The organism is Neobacillus canaveralius, assembly GCF_047237705.1.
Taxonomy (GTDB): Bacteria; Bacillota; Bacilli; order Bacillales; family Cytobacillaceae; genus Neobacillus; species Neobacillus niacini_K.
This window is the reverse complement of sequence record NZ_JBDFLL010000001.1, coordinates 1,570,434-1,587,726: the sequence shown is the minus strand read 5'-3', so window position 1 is coordinate 1,587,726 and position 17,293 is coordinate 1,570,434. Positions and strand designations below refer to the sequence as shown.

At 37.6% G+C, this 17,293-nt stretch carries 22 protein-coding genes; 3 read left to right on the top strand and 19 right to left on the bottom strand.

All coding sequences use genetic code 11. The features are described from left to right. Nucleotides 1-6: 6 nt before the first annotated feature. On the bottom strand, nt 7-522 hold the full coding sequence (locus tag ABC255_RS07785) for a YqeG family HAD IIIA-type phosphatase (protein ID WP_335535353.1): 516 nt from the start codon (nt 520-522) through the stop codon (nt 7-9). Nucleotides 523-946: 424 nt separating this feature from the next. Between ABC255_RS07785 and ABC255_RS07780 the strand changes: the two genes are divergently transcribed. After that, the gene (locus ABC255_RS07780) at nt 947-1,087 is read left to right on the top strand and encodes a sporulation histidine kinase inhibitor Sda (protein ID WP_045517793.1); all 141 of its coding nucleotides are present in this window, start codon (nt 947-949) and stop codon (nt 1,085-1,087) included. Nucleotides 1,088-1,143: 56 nt separating this feature from the next. Here the strand turns inward: ABC255_RS07780 and ABC255_RS07775 are convergent, their stop codons facing one another. Next, nucleotides 1,144-1,941: a phosphatidylserine decarboxylase gene (locus tag ABC255_RS07775; RefSeq protein WP_412992545.1), complete on the bottom strand. Its 798-nt coding sequence runs from the start codon at nt 1,939-1,941 to the stop codon at nt 1,144-1,146. A 129-nt stretch (nt 1,942-2,070) separates the two neighbouring features. Between ABC255_RS07775 and pssA the strand changes: the two genes are divergently transcribed. After that, nucleotides 2,071-2,610 carry a CDP-diacylglycerol--serine O-phosphatidyltransferase gene (gene pssA / locus ABC255_RS07770; protein ID WP_412992543.1) on the top strand — a complete coding sequence of 180 codons (540 nt, stop codon included), beginning with the start codon at nt 2,071-2,073 and terminating at the stop codon, nt 2,608-2,610. A gap of 39 nt (nt 2,611-2,649) precedes the next feature. On the opposite strand, the gene ABC255_RS07765 is transcribed toward pssA, so the two are convergent. The 11 genes from ABC255_RS07765 to ABC255_RS07715 all read right to left on the bottom strand — a co-directional run bounded on the left by ABC255_RS07765 (nt 2,650) and on the right by ABC255_RS07715 (nt 10,810). Then, the gene (locus ABC255_RS07765) at nt 2,650-4,449 is read right to left on the bottom strand and encodes a M3 family oligoendopeptidase (RefSeq protein WP_412992541.1); all 1,800 of its coding nucleotides are present in this window, start codon (nt 4,447-4,449) and stop codon (nt 2,650-2,652) included. Nucleotides 4,450-4,565: 116 nt separating this feature from the next. Further along, the gene (locus tag ABC255_RS07760) at nt 4,566-4,727 is read right to left on the bottom strand and encodes a hypothetical protein (protein WP_412992539.1); all 162 of its coding nucleotides are present in this window, start codon (nt 4,725-4,727) and stop codon (nt 4,566-4,568) included. Nucleotides 4,728-4,839: 112 nt separating this feature from the next. Further along, nucleotides 4,840-5,556 (bottom strand): RNA polymerase sporulation sigma factor SigK, encoded by a 717-nt coding sequence (gene sigK / locus ABC255_RS07755; RefSeq protein WP_090758825.1) that lies wholly within the window; start codon nt 5,554-5,556, stop codon nt 4,840-4,842. Between the two features lie 557 nt (nt 5,557-6,113). After that, nucleotides 6,114-6,257 carry a YrzI family small protein gene (locus tag ABC255_RS07750; RefSeq protein ID WP_412992536.1) on the bottom strand — a complete coding sequence of 48 codons (144 nt, stop codon included), beginning with the start codon at nt 6,255-6,257 and terminating at the stop codon, nt 6,114-6,116. Between the two features lie 26 nt (nt 6,258-6,283). Then, nucleotides 6,284-6,424, bottom strand: coding sequence for a YrzI family small protein (locus ABC255_RS07745; RefSeq protein WP_335536921.1), 141 nt, complete (start codon nt 6,422-6,424; stop codon nt 6,284-6,286). A gap of 30 nt (nt 6,425-6,454) precedes the next feature. After that, nucleotides 6,455-6,595 (bottom strand): YrzI family small protein, encoded by a 141-nt coding sequence (locus ABC255_RS07740; protein ID WP_412992534.1) that lies wholly within the window; start codon nt 6,593-6,595, stop codon nt 6,455-6,457. 407 nt (nt 6,596-7,002) lie between these two features. Further along, the gene (locus tag ABC255_RS07735) at nt 7,003-7,251 is read right to left on the bottom strand and encodes a YrhC family protein (protein WP_412992532.1); all 249 of its coding nucleotides are present in this window, start codon (nt 7,249-7,251) and stop codon (nt 7,003-7,005) included. A gap of 127 nt (nt 7,252-7,378) precedes the next feature. Beyond that, a complete protein-coding gene (locus ABC255_RS07730) occupies nt 7,379-8,512 on the bottom strand; it encodes a bifunctional cystathionine gamma-lyase/homocysteine desulfhydrase (protein ID WP_412992530.1) in 1,134 nt (377 codons plus the stop codon). Then, nucleotides 8,513-9,436, bottom strand: coding sequence for a PLP-dependent cysteine synthase family protein (locus ABC255_RS07725; protein WP_412992529.1), 924 nt, complete (start codon nt 9,434-9,436; stop codon nt 8,513-8,515). It abuts the gene before it with no gap. Between the two features lie 25 nt (nt 9,437-9,461). Next, complete coding sequence (gene mtnN, locus ABC255_RS07720; RefSeq protein WP_412992527.1) at nt 9,462-10,157, bottom strand: 5'-methylthioadenosine/S-adenosylhomocysteine nucleosidase; 696 nt, start codon at nt 10,155-10,157, stop codon at nt 9,462-9,464. A 14-nt stretch (nt 10,158-10,171) separates the two neighbouring features. Beyond that, complete coding sequence (locus ABC255_RS07715; protein WP_412992525.1) at nt 10,172-10,810, bottom strand: class I SAM-dependent methyltransferase; 639 nt, start codon at nt 10,808-10,810, stop codon at nt 10,172-10,174. A 148-nt stretch (nt 10,811-10,958) separates the two neighbouring features. Between ABC255_RS07715 and ABC255_RS07710 the strand changes: the two genes are divergently transcribed. Next, on the top strand, nt 10,959-11,168 hold the full coding sequence (locus tag ABC255_RS07710) for a DUF2536 family protein (protein ID WP_412992523.1): 210 nt from the start codon (nt 10,959-10,961) through the stop codon (nt 11,166-11,168). A 32-nt stretch (nt 11,169-11,200) separates the two neighbouring features. Here the strand turns inward: ABC255_RS07710 and ABC255_RS07705 are convergent, their stop codons facing one another. From ABC255_RS07705 to ABC255_RS07680, 6 genes are all read right to left on the bottom strand, one after another. Further along, complete coding sequence (locus tag ABC255_RS07705; protein ID WP_412992521.1) at nt 11,201-11,860, bottom strand: YrrS family protein; 660 nt, start codon at nt 11,858-11,860, stop codon at nt 11,201-11,203. Nucleotides 11,861-11,966: 106 nt separating this feature from the next. Beyond that, complete coding sequence (locus ABC255_RS07700) at nt 11,967-13,733, bottom strand: peptidoglycan D,D-transpeptidase FtsI family protein (RefSeq protein WP_412992519.1); 1,767 nt, start codon at nt 13,731-13,733, stop codon at nt 11,967-11,969. A gap of 66 nt (nt 13,734-13,799) precedes the next feature. Continuing rightward, a complete protein-coding gene (gene greA, locus ABC255_RS07695) occupies nt 13,800-14,276 on the bottom strand; it encodes a transcription elongation factor GreA (RefSeq protein WP_335527995.1) in 477 nt (158 codons plus the stop codon). A gap of 161 nt (nt 14,277-14,437) precedes the next feature. Continuing rightward, nucleotides 14,438-15,073, bottom strand: a complete 636-nt coding sequence (udk, locus tag ABC255_RS07690; protein WP_412992518.1) for a uridine kinase — start codon at nt 15,071-15,073, stop codon at nt 14,438-14,440. A 1-nt stretch (nt 15,074) separates the two neighbouring features. Beyond that, the gene (locus ABC255_RS07685) at nt 15,075-16,346 is read right to left on the bottom strand and encodes a peptidase U32 family protein (protein WP_412992517.1); all 1,272 of its coding nucleotides are present in this window, start codon (nt 16,344-16,346) and stop codon (nt 15,075-15,077) included. Between the two features lie 16 nt (nt 16,347-16,362). Then, the gene (locus ABC255_RS07680) at nt 16,363-17,292 is read right to left on the bottom strand and encodes a peptidase U32 family protein (protein ID WP_412992516.1); all 930 of its coding nucleotides are present in this window, start codon (nt 17,290-17,292) and stop codon (nt 16,363-16,365) included. Between the last annotated feature and the right edge of the window lies 1 nt (nt 17,293).

Genomic DNA, 17,293 nt, shown 5'->3' with positions numbered 1-17,293 from the left:
CACACTTTAATCCTCCCATTGAATCATGCCTTTTCTTCTGAACCAATTCAAAATTCTCCGTTCAGTAAAACGGTTAAATTTAGTAAAAAAACCATCCGTTTGTGCAACAGGGACCACAAGAATCGTATGAAATCCGCTTCTATTTCCACCTAATACATCCGTTAATAATTGATCCCCAATAACAACAGCCTCTTCCTTTTTGATTCCCATTTCGGAAAGTGCCTTATAAAATGCACGCACCATTGGTTTACGAGCTCGAAAAATAAATGGAATTTGTAATGGATCAGAGAATTCCTTTACACGCAATTCATTATTATTAGAAACAATTGTAACAAGTATATTGTGTTTTTTTATTTGTTCAAACCATTTGACAAGCTCAGGCGTGGCATTTGGACGATCCCATTCCACAAGCGTATTATCCAAATCCGTAATAATACCCTTAATCCCTCTTTTTTTCAAGTCTTCAGGATGAATATCTAATATGCTTTTTACATGCTCATCAGGTAAAAAATTCTTTAACACTAAGCTTACACCTCATTAGTTCATCTGTTTATCTGTACCATCATAACCAATTTTAACCGTAGTATCAAAATAAAACTATTATAGTTGTTTTGTTTTATTATTTGTCAAAGTTCGACATTATTACAAAGTTATGTCGCCTTTTTGCAATTAAAACGAAATATAAAAAAATATTTTTCGACAAAATCACAGCATTTCCACTTCTGTGGATAAAGTTATTAACATTTTCCCCATTGTTTCAAGCACTTTTTTATACTTTATAAACAAATTAGTCACAAGTTATCCACTGCAAATTGTGAATAATTGGAAAGGTTGTCCTATCGAATTTAATTTGGTAGATTTAGGGTACAACATTTGAACCTACCATTTTATGCTTCAATTATACATTTTAGTACCATTTATTTTTCTTATGGAGGTGCATTCTGGCTTGCGTAAACTGTCAGATGAATTACTCATTGAATCCTACTATAAAGCAAGAGAATTAAATCTTAGCCCCGAGTTTATACATCTAATAGAAACAGAAATTCATCGTCGATCTTTATTCAACAAAATGAAAATTTCTTCATAAAAAGATATTCCATATGCCCCTCGAGGGCTTTTTCTTTTTTACAAGTGCGGCACTAATTAAGCGCCGCCATTATCCTTTACTAAAACTCCAATTTTTTCACCAATTCGAATATCCTTTGGTGTATGGATAGAGGAATCTAATTTAAAAATTCCTTTTTCAAACAGCAAAACGACTGTGGATCCGAAACTAAAGTAAGCCATTTCCTCACCTTTTTGCAGATGCATTCCTTGATGAGTTTTTTCAATTGAGTTTACAAACATGGCTCCTACTTTCACAATCGCAATATGCCCGCATGCTGTATTCACTTCTGTAATCATTCGATAGTTTTTTGCTAACGTTCGGACACCATACTTTAAACCGATTTTATTAACAGGATAGGATTTCGAGCCAAGCGTCCACTGCTTTACGATTGCACCCTCTACAGGACTATGAATCCGATGGTAATGACTTGGACTTAAATAGAGCACCATATATGTACCATTTAAATATTTAGTTACTGTCTGATCGCTTCCAAGCATTTCTTGTATGGAATATGACTTACCCTTGACAAGAATTTCACTTGTTTCATTTATGGATCCGACATCCTCAATCACTGCATCCACTGGACTCACTACCGAATTTTCATCCTTATCAACCAATCTCGCTTCTTTTTTTAAAGTCCTGATAAATAAATCGTGTAGTGTGTGATATTCATGCATGGCCTTTTCCATTTCATCCTGATTTAATTTATAAATTTTTGCGAAGGAAGGAACAACAAATCTGCTTACCCTCGAGCGTGCAAATCGCCGTAAAATGACTGATGACCATCTCCCATTCGTTAGCTCTATCATTAAACGATATACATGCTTTAACATTACATGACCCCCAAAAAGTGTAAAAATACTCTTTACGAAATTGCTAAAAAAGCTTAATATTAAATAAATAGAGTTAGGAAAATAAATAAAGTTCTCTTCCTACTTGTTGAGAAGGAGTGGTGGAGCTAAATGTTTTTATTAGACGTTTTTGATTCGACAATTAAGAAACTGAAGTCCCAAACAGCGAATGTTATTACATTAACGAATTTATCTTTTGGTGGTTTTGCGATAATTTTTGCGATGGAAGGAAATTTACGACTTAGTTTGCTTCTAATCTTTATCGCAGCTTTAGCTGATCGTTTTGATGGAATGGCGGCAAGAAAATTTAATATCGAGTCAGAGCTAGGCAAACAATTAGATTCCATGAGTGATATTATATCATTTGGAGTCGCGCCAGCACTATTACTATATCAAGGAATTTTAAATGAATTTGGCGGACCCGGATCTTTCTTTACCGTCTTCTACATTGGTTGCGGTGCTTTTAGATTAGCTCGCTTCAATATAACTGAAAGCAACGGGTATTTTACAGGTTTACCAATTACAGCCGCAGGCTGTTTGGTCACCTTAAGCTTTTTAGCTATTCCGTACGTCCCAGCGCAAACCTTTTTATTCATTATCATCATTTTATCATTCCTAATGGTTAGTCCATTTAAACTTAGGAAAGTGTAAAGAATAGCAAAGCCCAGCAGAATCCGCTGGGCTTTGTCTTTATTTATTTGCTGTTAATTGAAGGAATTCCTCTATATCATCGATACAGATTTTGACTGCCTTTTCCCAGAAATCCTTTTGCACTAAATCAACTTGTAAATGCTTAGCCGCCAAATCCTCAACACTCATGGAAGCAGTATCTCTTAATAAAGAAATATACTTTTCTTCGTATCCTGTACCTTCCTCAGCCGCCTGTGCATAGATTCCAAGTGAGAACAAATAGCCAAATGTATATGGGAAGTTATAAAACGGTACTCCCGTGATAAAGAAATGCAGCTTGGATGCCCAGAATAGTGGATGATATTCTTCTAAAGCTTCACAATAAGCTTCCTTCTGAGCTTCTTCCATTAATTTGTTTAACGTTTCAGCAGAGACTGGACCTCGCTTTCTTTCCTCATAAAAACGAGTCTCAAATAAAAAGCGGGCATGGATGTTCATTAAAAGAGCAACCGTTCTCTGGATTTTATCATCTAGTAAAGCAAGCTTCTCTTCTTCGTCCTTCGCATTTTTTACAGCAGCATCCGCAACAATCATTTCTGCAAAGGTCGATGCCGTTTCAGCCACATTCATGGCATACCCGCGATTGAGATAATGTACACCCTTCATCGCATAGGAATGGAAACCATGGCCAAGCTCATGAGCCAATGTAGAAACATTGGAAGGAGTACCTGAATAAGTCATGAAAATACGTGATTCCTCACTTTCAGGGAACCCAGTACAGAAACCACCAGGCGCTTTCCCTGGACGATCCTCCGCTTCAATCCATTGATTTTCAAACGCCTTCTTAGCAAAAGCAGCCATTTTTTCACCGAACAGAGCGAAGTTTTGCTCAATAAACTCTGCACCCTCTTGGTAAGAAACCTTTGACTCAGTTTTTCCATATGGAGCATCTAAATCAAACCAGCTTAATTTTTCAAGTCCTAGGAGTTTAGCTTTGCGGTTTAAATATTCCACAAGTGGTTGTTTATTGTCAGAAATCACGGTCCACATTGTCTCTAATGTTTCTTTTTTCATACGATTAATACTCAATGGTTCTTTTAATACATCTTCCCAGCCACGTTTTTGATAAACATTTAATCGGAAACCTGATAAATGATTTAATGTTTTCGATAAATAATCTGCTTGATCATTCCAAGACATTTCCCAGCTTTTAAACACTTCTTTACGTACTTCCCGATTTGAACTGGAAAATCGATTGGCCGCCTGCCCAACTGAAAGTTGTTTCACCTCACCATTTTCCTCAACAGGAACCTTTACTTTACTAACAATGAGATCATACAATTGTCCCCAGCTATGATAGCCATCAACACCCAGAGCACTGATTAATGCTTCTTCCTCAATTGAAAGCTTTTCTTTTGCTCGCTCGCGTCTTTCTGTCAGCGAAAATGTCAAATCTGATAGGTATTCGTCTTCTAACACTTGTGACCATACCTCATCATTAATGGATGACAAAAGATTATCAAATGCACTAAGAGCGGATTGAAAAGTGGCGCTAAGTCCTGTTACAGTTGCTTCAAGAGCATATGCCTTTTTATCTTCTGTATTTTGAGCTTGCAGGCAGCCTACAAATGCCGCAGCTTGGCGAAGCTTTTTACCAGCTGTTTCAAAATCCGATAGAAGCTCCTTCAAATATACCTTATCCTTTGCTGTATTGAGCGGTTCCCAGTTATGTACTTTTGTTTTAAAGAGTTCAATTAATTCCTTTGTTACCTTTAAGTGGTCTGCAAGTTCAGCTGAATCACTTCCACCTTTAAAAAATACGTCAAGATTCCAAACATCTGAATATGTAGTGGATGTCATCGTCTTCCCCCCTCGTATATGTACCTTTTCATTATAATATATTTTATTAATAATTCTATTATTAGCGTTTTACATAAAAATAGCTTGTGCTCACGAGTGCACAAGCTTCATTACTCTTAACAGCAAGTTGTGTAGTACCACCAGCCACCGAAGATGAGCACCAATATCAGTAAAACAATAAAGAGTGCATACCATCCCCCTCCACCAGTTGTATAAGGTACTGGATAAACTGGATAAGGGGCTGGGCAACAACAAGAATTTGGATAACCATATGACACATGAATACCCCCTTTTCCTTTTATAATAGGTTATGTCCCGATTTTGTGACATGTATAGGCACCAGCCGTTTTAACAAGAAAAAAAGAGTCGGAATAATCTCCGGCTCTCATCTTAGTTCTTTTTCTTACGCTCTTTTTCAGCACGATAAAATTCATGGAACATCTTCATTAATGCTCTTTTTTCGATCCTCGAAACATAGCTTCTAGAAATCCCCAATTCTTTTGCAATTTCCCGTTGTGTCTTTTCTTTTTGAAGGTCAAGACCAAAACGGCCAACGATTACTTCCTTCTCTCTGTCATCAAGGACATCGATATATTTCCGGATTTTTTCTAGCTCCATGTTTAACTGGATGGTATCAATCACATCTTCTGATTCAGATTTTAGTACATCAATAAGTGAAATTTCATTACCTTCTTTATCCTGTCCAATCGGGTCATGCAAAGAAACATCCTTTTTTGTCTTCTTTAAAGCTCGCAAATGCATGAGGATTTCGTTTTCAATACATCGTGCTGCATAAGTAGCAAGCTTTGTTCCTTTGCCTTCTGAATAGCTCTCAATGGCTTTAATTAATCCAATGGTTCCTATTGAAATTAAATCCTCTGAATCTTCCCCAGTATTTTCAAACTTTTTGACAATATGAGCTACAAGACGTAAATTATGTTCAATCAACATATTACGAGCATGTGCGTCCCCTTCCGCCATTAACCGTAAATATTTCCTCTCATCTGCAGCAGATAGGGGCTGCGGAAAAGCATTGTTTTTTACATAAGAGACAAGAAATAAAAATTCCTTAATGAGATAACCAAGTGCTGTGAAAATGCCTGCCATGCACATACACCCCCGTGCTTTTTTGGGCTTTGCCTATAACTAATTCCTATGTTAGAAACAGTCCAATTGTGTCTGTCCAAGACATTTTATTTGAAAATAAAGCCTTTTATCACACAAATAAAAAAAGCATTGACCTCTTTAAAAGATCAATGCCTACTCGTTATTCTACACTAAGTTCTGCTGATATTACACAGCTAATCGCCCCAGTTATGACCAAAGCCATTACGACCATGAACATATTCCCACCCCTTTTGATAGACCCTTTTATCTACTTCGAATTTATCATATTTTCACAGTATCTAACTTCAGGGAATGTGAACATTTTGTTAACAAACATTTAGCTCTATTATCATACTTCATTCATTATGATTTCATTTTGGATTTTTTCTTTTTTGGATTTAAGAAAAGAAATAATAACAAGTTGTGTACTGGCATTTTCAGCTACCTCCTTAAATAAGCTAACTAGGTGGTATCTTTCATACTCCATAAGCTTGCTCCACGGTTTTGTAATAAATATATCATTGTAAAACCACCCTTCTTTTTATTATTGTTAAGCCTTAATACATAATGCGATGAACGGAAATTTGACGATCTTTTGTTGTTTCATATATTTTCCTGATTTGTTCTTGATGAGACGCTTCTTCGATACTCATCTCACGTTTTTTGATGGTAATCGATAAAAATAAGATATTTAAGGTCATGACTATCACCTCCCATAAAGGGTTTATTACATTAAATGATACGCTGTCACTTGACGGTCTTTGTGCTGATCATACAGCTTTTCAACTGTTTCATTTCGTATCGCTTCTTCCAGACTTTCTTTACGTTTCTTAACTGTAATCGAAAAAAATAAAATATTGAGAGTCATTTAAATACACTTCCTTTTTTTAGGGTTAATTTATAGTAAATGATAAACTGACAGTCGACGTGCTTTGTTTTGTTCATAAAGTTTTTCAATCATTTCATTTCGCTCTGCCTCTTGTAGACTTTCTTCGTGTTTTTTGAATGTAACTGAGATAAAAAATATATTTAGGGTCATCGCTTTCACCACCTTCCTTTTACAGCTAAATTTGTTAATAATATCCACTTTATAGGCACAAAAAGGCCGCAAGAAATTACTCCCTTGCGGCCAGTTTTTAGGCACAAAAATACCGCAGGGCGTCATTCTCCCTGCGGCATGGATATGTATAGTTAACTAAAATTAGTTAAGCAATCCATTCCCGTCGGTCGAATGCAAATTATTTACAGATGCAGTTGTAATCCAAGTAACATTGCCAGTGGCAGTAACCAGTAAGTTCATCATCATTTTCTTCGACCTCCTTCGGAATTTTTTACTAACTACGGTAATTATATCCACCAACATATCCTTTGTAAACCATTTTTTTGAATTTTTTTTAAAAATAGTTAAATTGCCTGCAAAAAAAATAAACGTCCATAAGGGAACGTTTATCGCTGGTTACCGTCTTCCATATCCATAAGTTTTATCTGGCACTGTTTCGATTGAATAAAAAGTAAGATCGAAACCGCTAAAAAGGACATCGAAGCGATCATCATTATATTTACATCCATCTCACTCTTTGTGTCGGACGGAATAATTATACCTAAAAAGAAAAATACACCGACAGCGAGTAATACGACAGCAAATTGTCTAAAATCAACCATTTTTTCATAAATATTCTTTGTCTGTTTGTCCACTGTAGGTCACCTGCTTTTCTTAAATTCTACTAAGCTACTTTAACACAAAAAATAGCTTAATTGTTGATGTAAATTTTAGAAAAACAGAATAAAAATAATCCGGCGTATAAGCCGGATAGGATTTATATTATTCTAGCGCCTGTTTTAGATCGTCTATCAAATCCTCTACATCTTCAAGACCTACTGATATTCTCACTAACCCTTCAGTTATCCCTAATTCTGCTCGTCGTTCTATAGGAATAGAAGCATGAGTCATTCTTGCTGGTACAGAAATAAGACTTTCTACAGCACCTAGACTTTCAGCCAAAGTAAAGTAATGAATTTTGCTTAAAAGTTTGTCTGCATTTTCTGCACTTCCCACGTCAAATGAAACCATTCCTCCAAAACCTCTTACCTGCTTTTTTGCAATGGAATGATTTGGGTGTCCTTTCAACCCAGGATAATATACTTTCTTCACTGCAGGATGTCCTTGTAGGAAATCGACTATAGCTGCCGTATTCTTTTCAGTTTCTTCCATCCGGATACCTAACGTCTTAATTCCCCGAATTAAAAGCCATGAGTCTTGTGGTCCTAATACGCCTCCAGTTGAGTTCTGAACAAAATGAAGGTCACAAGCAAGCTCCTTACTATTAACCACAGCTAACCCAGCTACAACATCGCTGTGTCCGCCTAAATATTTTGTAGCACTATGAAGAACAATATCAGCACCAAGCTCAATTGGATTTTGCCAATAAGGAGTTGAGAAGGTATTATCAACAATTGTTAATAGGCCATGTTCTTTCGCAAGTTTCGCCACTTGTTCAATATCGGTAATTTTTAAAAGTGGATTTGTTGGTGTCTCCAAATGAATCGCCCTGGTATTTGGTTTTATTGCACTTAAAATAGCCTCTAGATTACTGGTATCAACGAAAGTTGAATCAATTCCTAAACGGTTCAATACCTTTGTCATAACACGAAACGAGCCGCCATACACATCATCTGTTAGAATCACATGGTCTCCACTGTTAAAGAGCATCATGACAGCAGTCATTGCAGCCATTCCCGAACCAAAGGCAAAACCTGCTTCCCCACCTTCCAGATCCTTAATCAGCTCTTCAAGGGCAAAGCGAGTAGGATTACCTGTTCTTGAATACTCATAGCCTTTGTGGCCGCCAACGCCTTCTTGCTTATAGGTGCTTACTTGATAAATGGGGAAAGAGACTGCACCTGTTGCCGGGTCGGTACTAATACCGCCATGAATTAATTTTGTTTTTCTTTTCATCTAAATCCCCCCTTCATAGATTTTCTTACTTAAATACCGTTCACTTCCATCCGGAAAAATAACGACAATATTTTCCCCAGCTTTGGCACCTTCTGCTTCCAACATGGCGGCCTTAAATGCCGCTCCGGATGAACTTCCAACTAGTAGACCTTCTTTTGCCGCTAATTCTTTCACAAACCCAAATGAATCCTCATCAGGAATTGTATGAATGGCATCAAAATAATCTTGATCCAAAAACCCTGTTAGAAATTCCATACCAATCCCCTCTGTTTTATGGGGACCTGATTTGCCGCCATTTATAATCGAGCCTTCTGGTTCGACAATAACAGTCTTGATGGTATTGTTTTGGTCTTTTAAAAAACGCGCCGTGCCCATAAAGGTTCCGCCTGTGCCAGCTCCAGCCACAAATATACTTATGTTCCCACCCATTTGGTCCCACAGCTCAGGTCCAAGTGTTTTATAATACGTTTCAGGATTTGCTGGATTGCCAAATTGCTGTGGGCAATACGATCCGGGAATTTCCTTAAGGAGATCCTCCGCCTTCGCAATGGCACCTCTCATCCCTTTTTCAGTAGGAGTATGAACAATTTTTGCTCCTAGGGCTTTCATTAATTCTTGTTTTTCAATACTGAATTTCTCAGGTACACACAAAATAACCTGTACCCCTTTGTTCAATGCGGCAAGTGCTAATCCAATCCCCGTATTCCCCGCTGTGGGTTCAATCACGGTTCCTCCTGCTTTAAGCTTTCCATTCTCAAAAGCCGCTCTTAAAAGCTCTACACCGAGACGATCCTTAATACTGCCGCCAGGATTCATGAACTCCAGCTTAGCAAAAATGCGCACTCCTTTCGGCAGTGAAAACTGAGTAATTTCCACAATAGGTGTATGACCAATCAATTCATGTACATTTTTGTAAACTTTCACTAGCATGCCACCACTTTCTGGCTGACTATCTTAAAGCTGCAACGATTTTCATGACCAAAGTAGCTGAATGGGTTGCCGCTTGGTCAATGAATTGATCAAAAGAAATTTCAGATTCCTTTCCAGCGATATCAGATAATGCACGAATAATTACGAAAGGAACTCCGAAACGATGTGCAACTTGTGCAATCGCAGCCGCTTCCATTTCAACAGCCTGTAATTTATCAAACTTTGACCTTACAAACTTAACACGTTCTGGATCCTCCATGAAGGAATCTCCTGTTACGATTAACCCTTTAACAACTTGAAATTTATCTAGTTCTTTCGCTGCATTTACAGCAACTTCAACTAATTTATCATCAGCCAAAAAAGCTGCCGGAAGCTGTGGCACCTGCCCATATTCATAACCGAAGGCTGTTACATCCACATCATGATGACGAACCTCTGTTGATATTACTGCGTCACCTACATTTAAATCGGGATTGAATCCTCCAGCAGAGCCTGTGTTGATTATGCAATCAGGCTTATATTTTTCAAGTAAAATCGTTGTTGACATCGCCGCATTTACTTTTCCAATTCCTGAGCGCAGCAAAATCACTTCTGCTCCGTTCATTTGTCCAAAGGTAAACTCGCATCCAGCTACTGTTTCTTGTGTTTGCCCCTTAATATTATCTCTTAGTAATTTTACTTCTTCTTCCATTGCTCCGATGATGGCAATTTTCATAATTAAACCTCTCTCTATCGTTTTTCTCCTTCCATTAACCAGACAAAATGATTACAACGCTTAAAACTAACAGTAAAACCACTTTTTTCTAAAATACTTTTTAAAATTGGAATGGTGGTATAATATTCTGTTTCCAAATCTTTTGCCAGGTTATGAAAGCCTTGTTCTCTTGCTTTTACGATTGCATTATTATAATCTTCCACTGATTCAAACATCGTATCCGCAAACACTATTCTACCACCTTTTAAAAGCAGTTTTCCATATTTGGCAATTGCCTCATCTTTTTCCTTGTCTGTTAGATGATGGAATGCATATGTGGAGACAATCGTATCAATATTTATTATTTCAGGAAAATTCAGAAAGTCCCCATCAAGAATTCTCTCCTTTAATCCGAGTTTTGTTTTTGCAATTTTCCTCATGGGAACAGAAGGTTCAATGCCCGTTACATTCAAACTCTTGTCAAGCAATTTTTTTGTCAAATTACCTGTTCCAACACCGAACTCGACCACATGTCCCATTGAACATTCTGCAACAGCTTCTAATATTTGCTCGTATCCTGCAAAGACCTCTTTATATTCTCGATTATGTCCGTCAACACTGTCATCATATGATTCAGCCCATCGTTCAAAAACATCTAAAAATTCCAGACCCAAGCCATCCACCTTCAATCATTCTTATAATTCCTATTTGTATACTATGATTTAAACGCGAACTTGCTAACATATTTTACTGTCTCATTGAATTATTCATTGCCTACAAGGTTAGGAATTACTAAAATAAAGATAAAGAAGGGATGATATAATGCTAAATTTCAAACTTGATTTCATTGATGATAAAGTAGAATTTTTTGACGCAACAGACCTTAAAGTGTTGGAAAAGAAAATCGAGGCGAAAATTGAGGAAAACAAAGCGATTCTTTTAGGAGTACATTCAGTCTCCCATCAAATGTATGCTAACGAAAAGGGTCAGACCTACTTTACCGCAGTCGTTCACTTTAAACGGAAAAAATAGGATGGAGTCCCCATCCTATTTTTTTTACTATGCTATTGAATTGCCGAAAGTTCTTCGACTTTTGTAGGCTTCCAGCCTTCGCCATCCACCCATTCAAGGTATACATTGTATTTTTGAGTTTTGTCTTTGGATGCCACAGTGGTAAACGATCCGGTACCACCCGTTTTATCACGTCCAAACCAATAGACGGTCGTATTGGTTTCCTCTAAACCAGTAGCATAAGAAATTGCCTTTAACATTTCCTGCCAATCAGCAGATGTCTTGTCATAAACTGTAGTATGTTCACCCGTTTGTACTGTACCTACAGGCTTCCAAGCAGGGTTCTCGATGGTTTTAAGTACGTTAGAAGAACCATCGCCCTCAGTGATAACTGCCTGTGCATCATCTTCTTGTGCAGTGGCCTCTTCACTTTCTTCATCAGCGTTTTCCTCTGAATCACTGTCCTTCTCGGTTCCCTCTACAGCTGTTTTATCTTCAGTATTTTTAGCCTCTTTTTCTGAGGCTTCGTTTGCTGCAGTTTTTGTTTGTTCCTCTTTTTGGGACGCTTTATCGTCACCTGATAAAAAAATAGTGTAGGCTACAAAGAATATGAGAGCTAGCACAATTACGATAAGACTATTCAAAATCAGGTTGGTTTTCTTTCTTTTGGCCCGATAACCGGAACGTGAGCCGGATTGGAAATCGTTATTCATTACAAAAATCCCTCCAAATAGAAAAGCGGAAGCGCCGCTAAACAATTAATATGGCTGTGAACATTCTAACATGAATTGAAAATAACTTGAAGGATTTTCCCTAAAGTTAATCTTTTTGTCCTTCTTTGTCATGTTCATGTAACATTTTAACCATATCAGCAAAGAGTAAATTGACCCCGCCTTCTGTATCTAGAACATCCAAATTAACGGCAACGAGCGCGTATTTAGGATTTTGATAGGGAAAATAACCTGCAAACCATTTATTATGCAGTTGATTATCATCTTGATATTTTCCTGTCTCCGCTGTCCCCGATTTTCCAGCAACTTCATATGGAAGGTCTTTAAACCACTTTCCAGTCCCGTTCTGATTCACAACAACCTCCCTTAACAACTTCTGCAGTTTCATCGCTGTATAGGGAGAAATGGTGTCACCAGATAGCTCTTGGTTATCAAAATTAACCATCGTAGTACCATTTTTGTATTCGATTTTTGAAGCAGTTCGAACCATTTCTTTTTTACCGCCTCTTGCAATCGTGGCCATCATATTGGCTACGGCTAGTGGGGTGGCACGAACCTCATGCTGCCCTATCCCTGACATAGCAGCAAAATTGGGGTCTTTTTTAGCCTCTTCGGTTAAAAATACTCTTCCTTTATCCTCATCTACTAGCTGTTTAAAATTATTGGTATGATAGACTTCACCCTTCCAGCCTACAGTCCCTGTTAACGAAAGTTTTGCAGCATATTCTTCCAACAACTCTTTATCTTTCTTTTGAAGTTCCCTCGCCAGTTCACCAAAAGTCCGGTTACAGCTTCTAGCAAAACTATCAGAGAAAGAAAGCATACCAAAATTATATTTTAATTCAGGCTCCCCATTTATTTTTATACTGCAATTAAATAACCGAGTTGGGTCATCAAGGTTCTGGTCGATGGCCGCTGCCGCAACCACTGTTTTAAAAATAGAGCCCATAATTTCTTGTTTTATCATACGATTTGTAATCCCTGAGCCGCTATAAGGGTCTTTTGGATTGATGGCTGGCCTCGAAACAGACGCTAAGACACTATTACTTTCAATATCAAGTAGCACTAAACCACCCTTTTTAATTCCATGCTTGTCCACTAGCTCTTCAGACATTTGCTGCAAACTTTTATCCATGGTTGTTCTAACATTTACTGGATAAAAAGGATTAGCCGGATCAACATATTTCACATTAATTCCAAATAACGGCGCTCCGTCTCCATCAACATGATAGACAAGTTTTGCTTTTCCTTCAGGAAGCAAAAATTCATCAAAACTCTCTTCAAGACCCGAAACACCAATCAAGGTTTTCTCGGAGAGCTCTTTATTTGGGTAACGCTTTTTTAATTCTTTTATATTTTCTCCTGTTAATCCAATTAATTGCTCTGCAGGAATATCAGTACGTTCAAATTTCTTTTCAATCGCAAATACACCGGGAATCTCTAGTTTGTTGATTCTTTCCATTTGAGAAGAAGTTAGTTCCAAAGGCTGTGGTTCACCATAAGCAAATGGTTTTTTCGCGTCTTCTAAGGCCTTATTTAAATTTTCTTTTGATATTCCAGATATTGTTGATACAGCTTCAACATCCCAAGTCATATTTTTCAAGAAAGGAAAAAGAACTAGAACAGGTACTTTTTTATGTGTAAGTAAATCTCCATTTCGATCAAGAAAATTACCTCGACCATTATCGATCACTAATTCTTGTGTTCGTTGTTGGACGCTTTCTTCTAATAAATTCACATTGTGCTTTGAAAAGGTTTCTGTTTGGACTAGCTGAATTTGGATTAATCGAGCTATAAGAATCAGCAGCCCTGCAATGCATAAGATGAGTAAACCTTTAATCCGTTTACGTATCATAAAAAAACACCTCGTCAAAAGTTTTGACGAGGTGTCCCTATTTCAAACATATTCGTAAAAATTTGATTACTTGATAGAAGTAATTCTGACGCTCATTTCACCGCCTGGTGTTTGGACAGATACTTGATCGCCAACTTTTTTACCAATTAAGCTTCTTGCAATTGGAGAATCGTTAGAAATTTTCCCTTCAAACGGATCAGCTTCCGCACTACCAACGATTGTATACGTTTCCTCGTCACCATCAGGAAGTTCAACAAATGTAACGGATCTTCCTAATGTAACTGAATCACTAGCTGTATCGCCTTCTTCAATAATTTTAGCGTTACGAATCATGTTCTCTAAAGTTGTAATACGACCTTCTACAAATGCCTGTTCTTCCTTCGCAGAATCATACTCAGAGTTTTCAGATAAGTCCCCGAAACTTCTAGCAATTTTAATTCTTTCAACAACTTCCTTACGTTTAACAGATTTTAAATGTTCAAGCTCCTGAATCAGTTTGTCTTTACCTGCCTGTGTCATTGGAAATACTTTTTCTATTGCCAAAACGTCTCACTCCTTCTAGTCTTCACAATCCCCCATAGATTGTGTTTATTAATGATATGTAGGTATGACACAAATACATAGGAGCGCGTCCTCTTAAAAGGGCGCGCAACTTGTATTCATCCAATATGGATTCATTTTAAACTTATCTTTACGCTATTGTTTCATAAAAATGACTTTTGTTCAAGAATTGTTTGAATTTTTGTGACCATTAAATCAATCGCCACATGATTTTGCCCGCCTTCAGGTATAATCACATCGGCATATCTCTTAGTCGGCTCAATAAATTGGTTGTGCATAGGACGGACAACATTCGTATATTGTTCGATAACAGAGTCCAAGGTACGTCCACGCTCTTTAATATCGCGAGATAACCTTCTAATAATTCGAATATCTGCATCAGTATCAACATATAACTTGATGTCCATCAAATTTCTCAACCGCTCATCTTCAAGAATAAGTATTCCTTCTAAAATAATAACATCTTTAGGCTCAACTGCAATAATTTCTTTTGACCGAGTATGAATTGAATAATCATACACAGGTTTTTCAATCGGCTCGTATCGTAAAAGTTTTTCAATATGTTCAATGAGCAAATCATTGTCAAATGCCAGTGGATGATCATAATTCGTCTTTAATCGTTCCTCAAATGGTAAATCACTTTGGTCTTTATAATAATAATCTTGCTGAATCATCGTAATAGAGTGGCCTTTAAAGCTATCATAAATAGCTTTGGTGACACTCGTTTTTCCTGAGCCGGAACCTCCGGCAACTCCAATAACAACCGGTTTGCGCATCAACCTAGTTCTCCTTTCGCATCATGTTGTTAGGGTAAACCGGTTTGTCCAATTTGAATTGTACAATCTGAAGCGGATGTCTAGCAGCATCCAGTTCGTTACCTTTTTCATCCCAGATTTTATCAATCACATGTGTAAAGTTTTGAATTTCCGGACCGAAGAACTCAACTTCCTGACCCGGTTTAAAGTGGTTTCGTTGTTGAAGGGTAACCATTTGTGTTTCTTCGTTGTAATCCAACACAAGACCGACAAATTCAAACTTTGTCTTGTTGCTATGATTACCAAACATTTGCTCTTTATACCCCGGAATTCCTTCAAAAAATGCTGGTGCCGTTTCACGGTTCGCACATTTATCCAGCTCTTCTAACCACTCACGTTTAATGACAAAGTTATCAGGTTCTGCACAATAGGCGTCAATTACTTTTCGATATACACTTACAACGGTTGCAATATAGTGGATCGACTTCATACGGCCTTCAATTTTCAAGCTATCAATACCAAGCTCGATCATTTGAGGAATGGCTTGGATCAGATTAAGGTCTTTTGGACTCATTGCAAATGCTGCGTCATTTTCACCATAAAGCGGCACTTCTGTTGTGCTGCCCTCCAGCTGATATAAATCATAATCCCAACGGCATGACTGACAGCATCCGCCTCGGTTAGAATCCCTTGCAGTCATGTGATTACTTAATGTACAACGTCCAGAATAGGCGATACACATTGCCCCATGAATAAAGGTCTCAATTTCAACATCGACCTTTTCTTTCATTTCTCTAATTTCTTCTGCACTTGCCTCACGCGCTAATACAACACGTTCAGCACCGCTTTCCTTCCAAAACTGAGCTGTTTTCCAGTTTGTGATAGATTGCTGTGTACTGATATGAATCTCAATTTCTGGAGCAAGTCTGCGGCAAGTTTCAATAATCAATGGATCTGCAACGATAATCCCAGCAATACCCGTTTCTTTTAATCCTAGTATATAGTCTTCTAAACCATCAATATTCTCATTGTGTGCAAAGATATTGGTGGTAACATAGATTCTTGCCTCATATTTTTTTGCGAATTCTACGCCTTCTTTCATTTCTTCAAATGTAAAGTTATCAGCGTTTGAACGCAAACCATATTCCTGACCACCAATAAATACGGCATCTGCACCGTATTGAACGGCAATTTTTAGTTTTTCAAGATTTCCTGCTGGCGCAAGGAGTTCTGGCTTTTTCACAATCACGCGTTTTCCATCGATGATATCAGAAATTTTATTTGTAACTGTATTCACGATTGAACCCCTCCTTTTAGTAAACTGTTTCTTTGAAAAAGAATCCTGTATCTAATTTACGATTTGCTGGCTGTATTTCTTCAATAGCTTCTAAGAGCTCATCTTTTTTGTCTTCGTATAAATCAGGATCCTGGAAGTACAAGTCAAGGGCTTCACGATATGCCTTTGTTACCGCAATTAGGTAATCAGATGTCTTTAAGATCCCGTCAATTTTAAAACAATCTACTCCAGCTTCTAACATCTCTTGAAGCTCGTCTATGATACAAATATCATTTGGGCTCATAATATGAGTTCCATTCTCGTCTTCAAAGATTGGGTATTTATTTTCTCTTTCATTATCGTGAAGGAACATATTCTTTTCCATTTTACGATTTTCGATTTCCATTACTTTTCCTTGGTACTCATAATAGTTACCTAGCAAAGAGCGTTTTGATTGGAACATACAGCTCATCCCATGAACTTGTACTTCTATTTCGACGTCGGCATTTTCTTTGCTTTCCACGATAGCATCCATATTGATCTCTCGGGCAAGAACAGCTCTTTTCGCACCCTTTTTACCCCAATAGTTACATGAGAACCAATTTGTCCCAAGCGTTTCCGTACTCCAATGAAGCTTCATATTGGGTGCCACCTCACGGGCAGTCATTAGGACTGCAGGGTCACCAAAAATTATTGCATCCGCGTGATTCTCAGCAGCAAATTTAATATAATCACTTAGTTCATCTATCTTCTCATTATGGAAAATAGCATTGACCGCAACATAGACTTTTTTACCTTTTCCATGTGCTAAGTCAATAGCTTGTTTTACTTGTTCACGGTTAAATTCACCTGCTAAGCGCAATCCATATCTCTGTTCACCGACCACAAATGCATCCGCGCCAGCTTCAGCTAATGGTAAAATATCATCCACAGATAGTGGCGTTACTAATAATTCCGTTTTTTTCAAC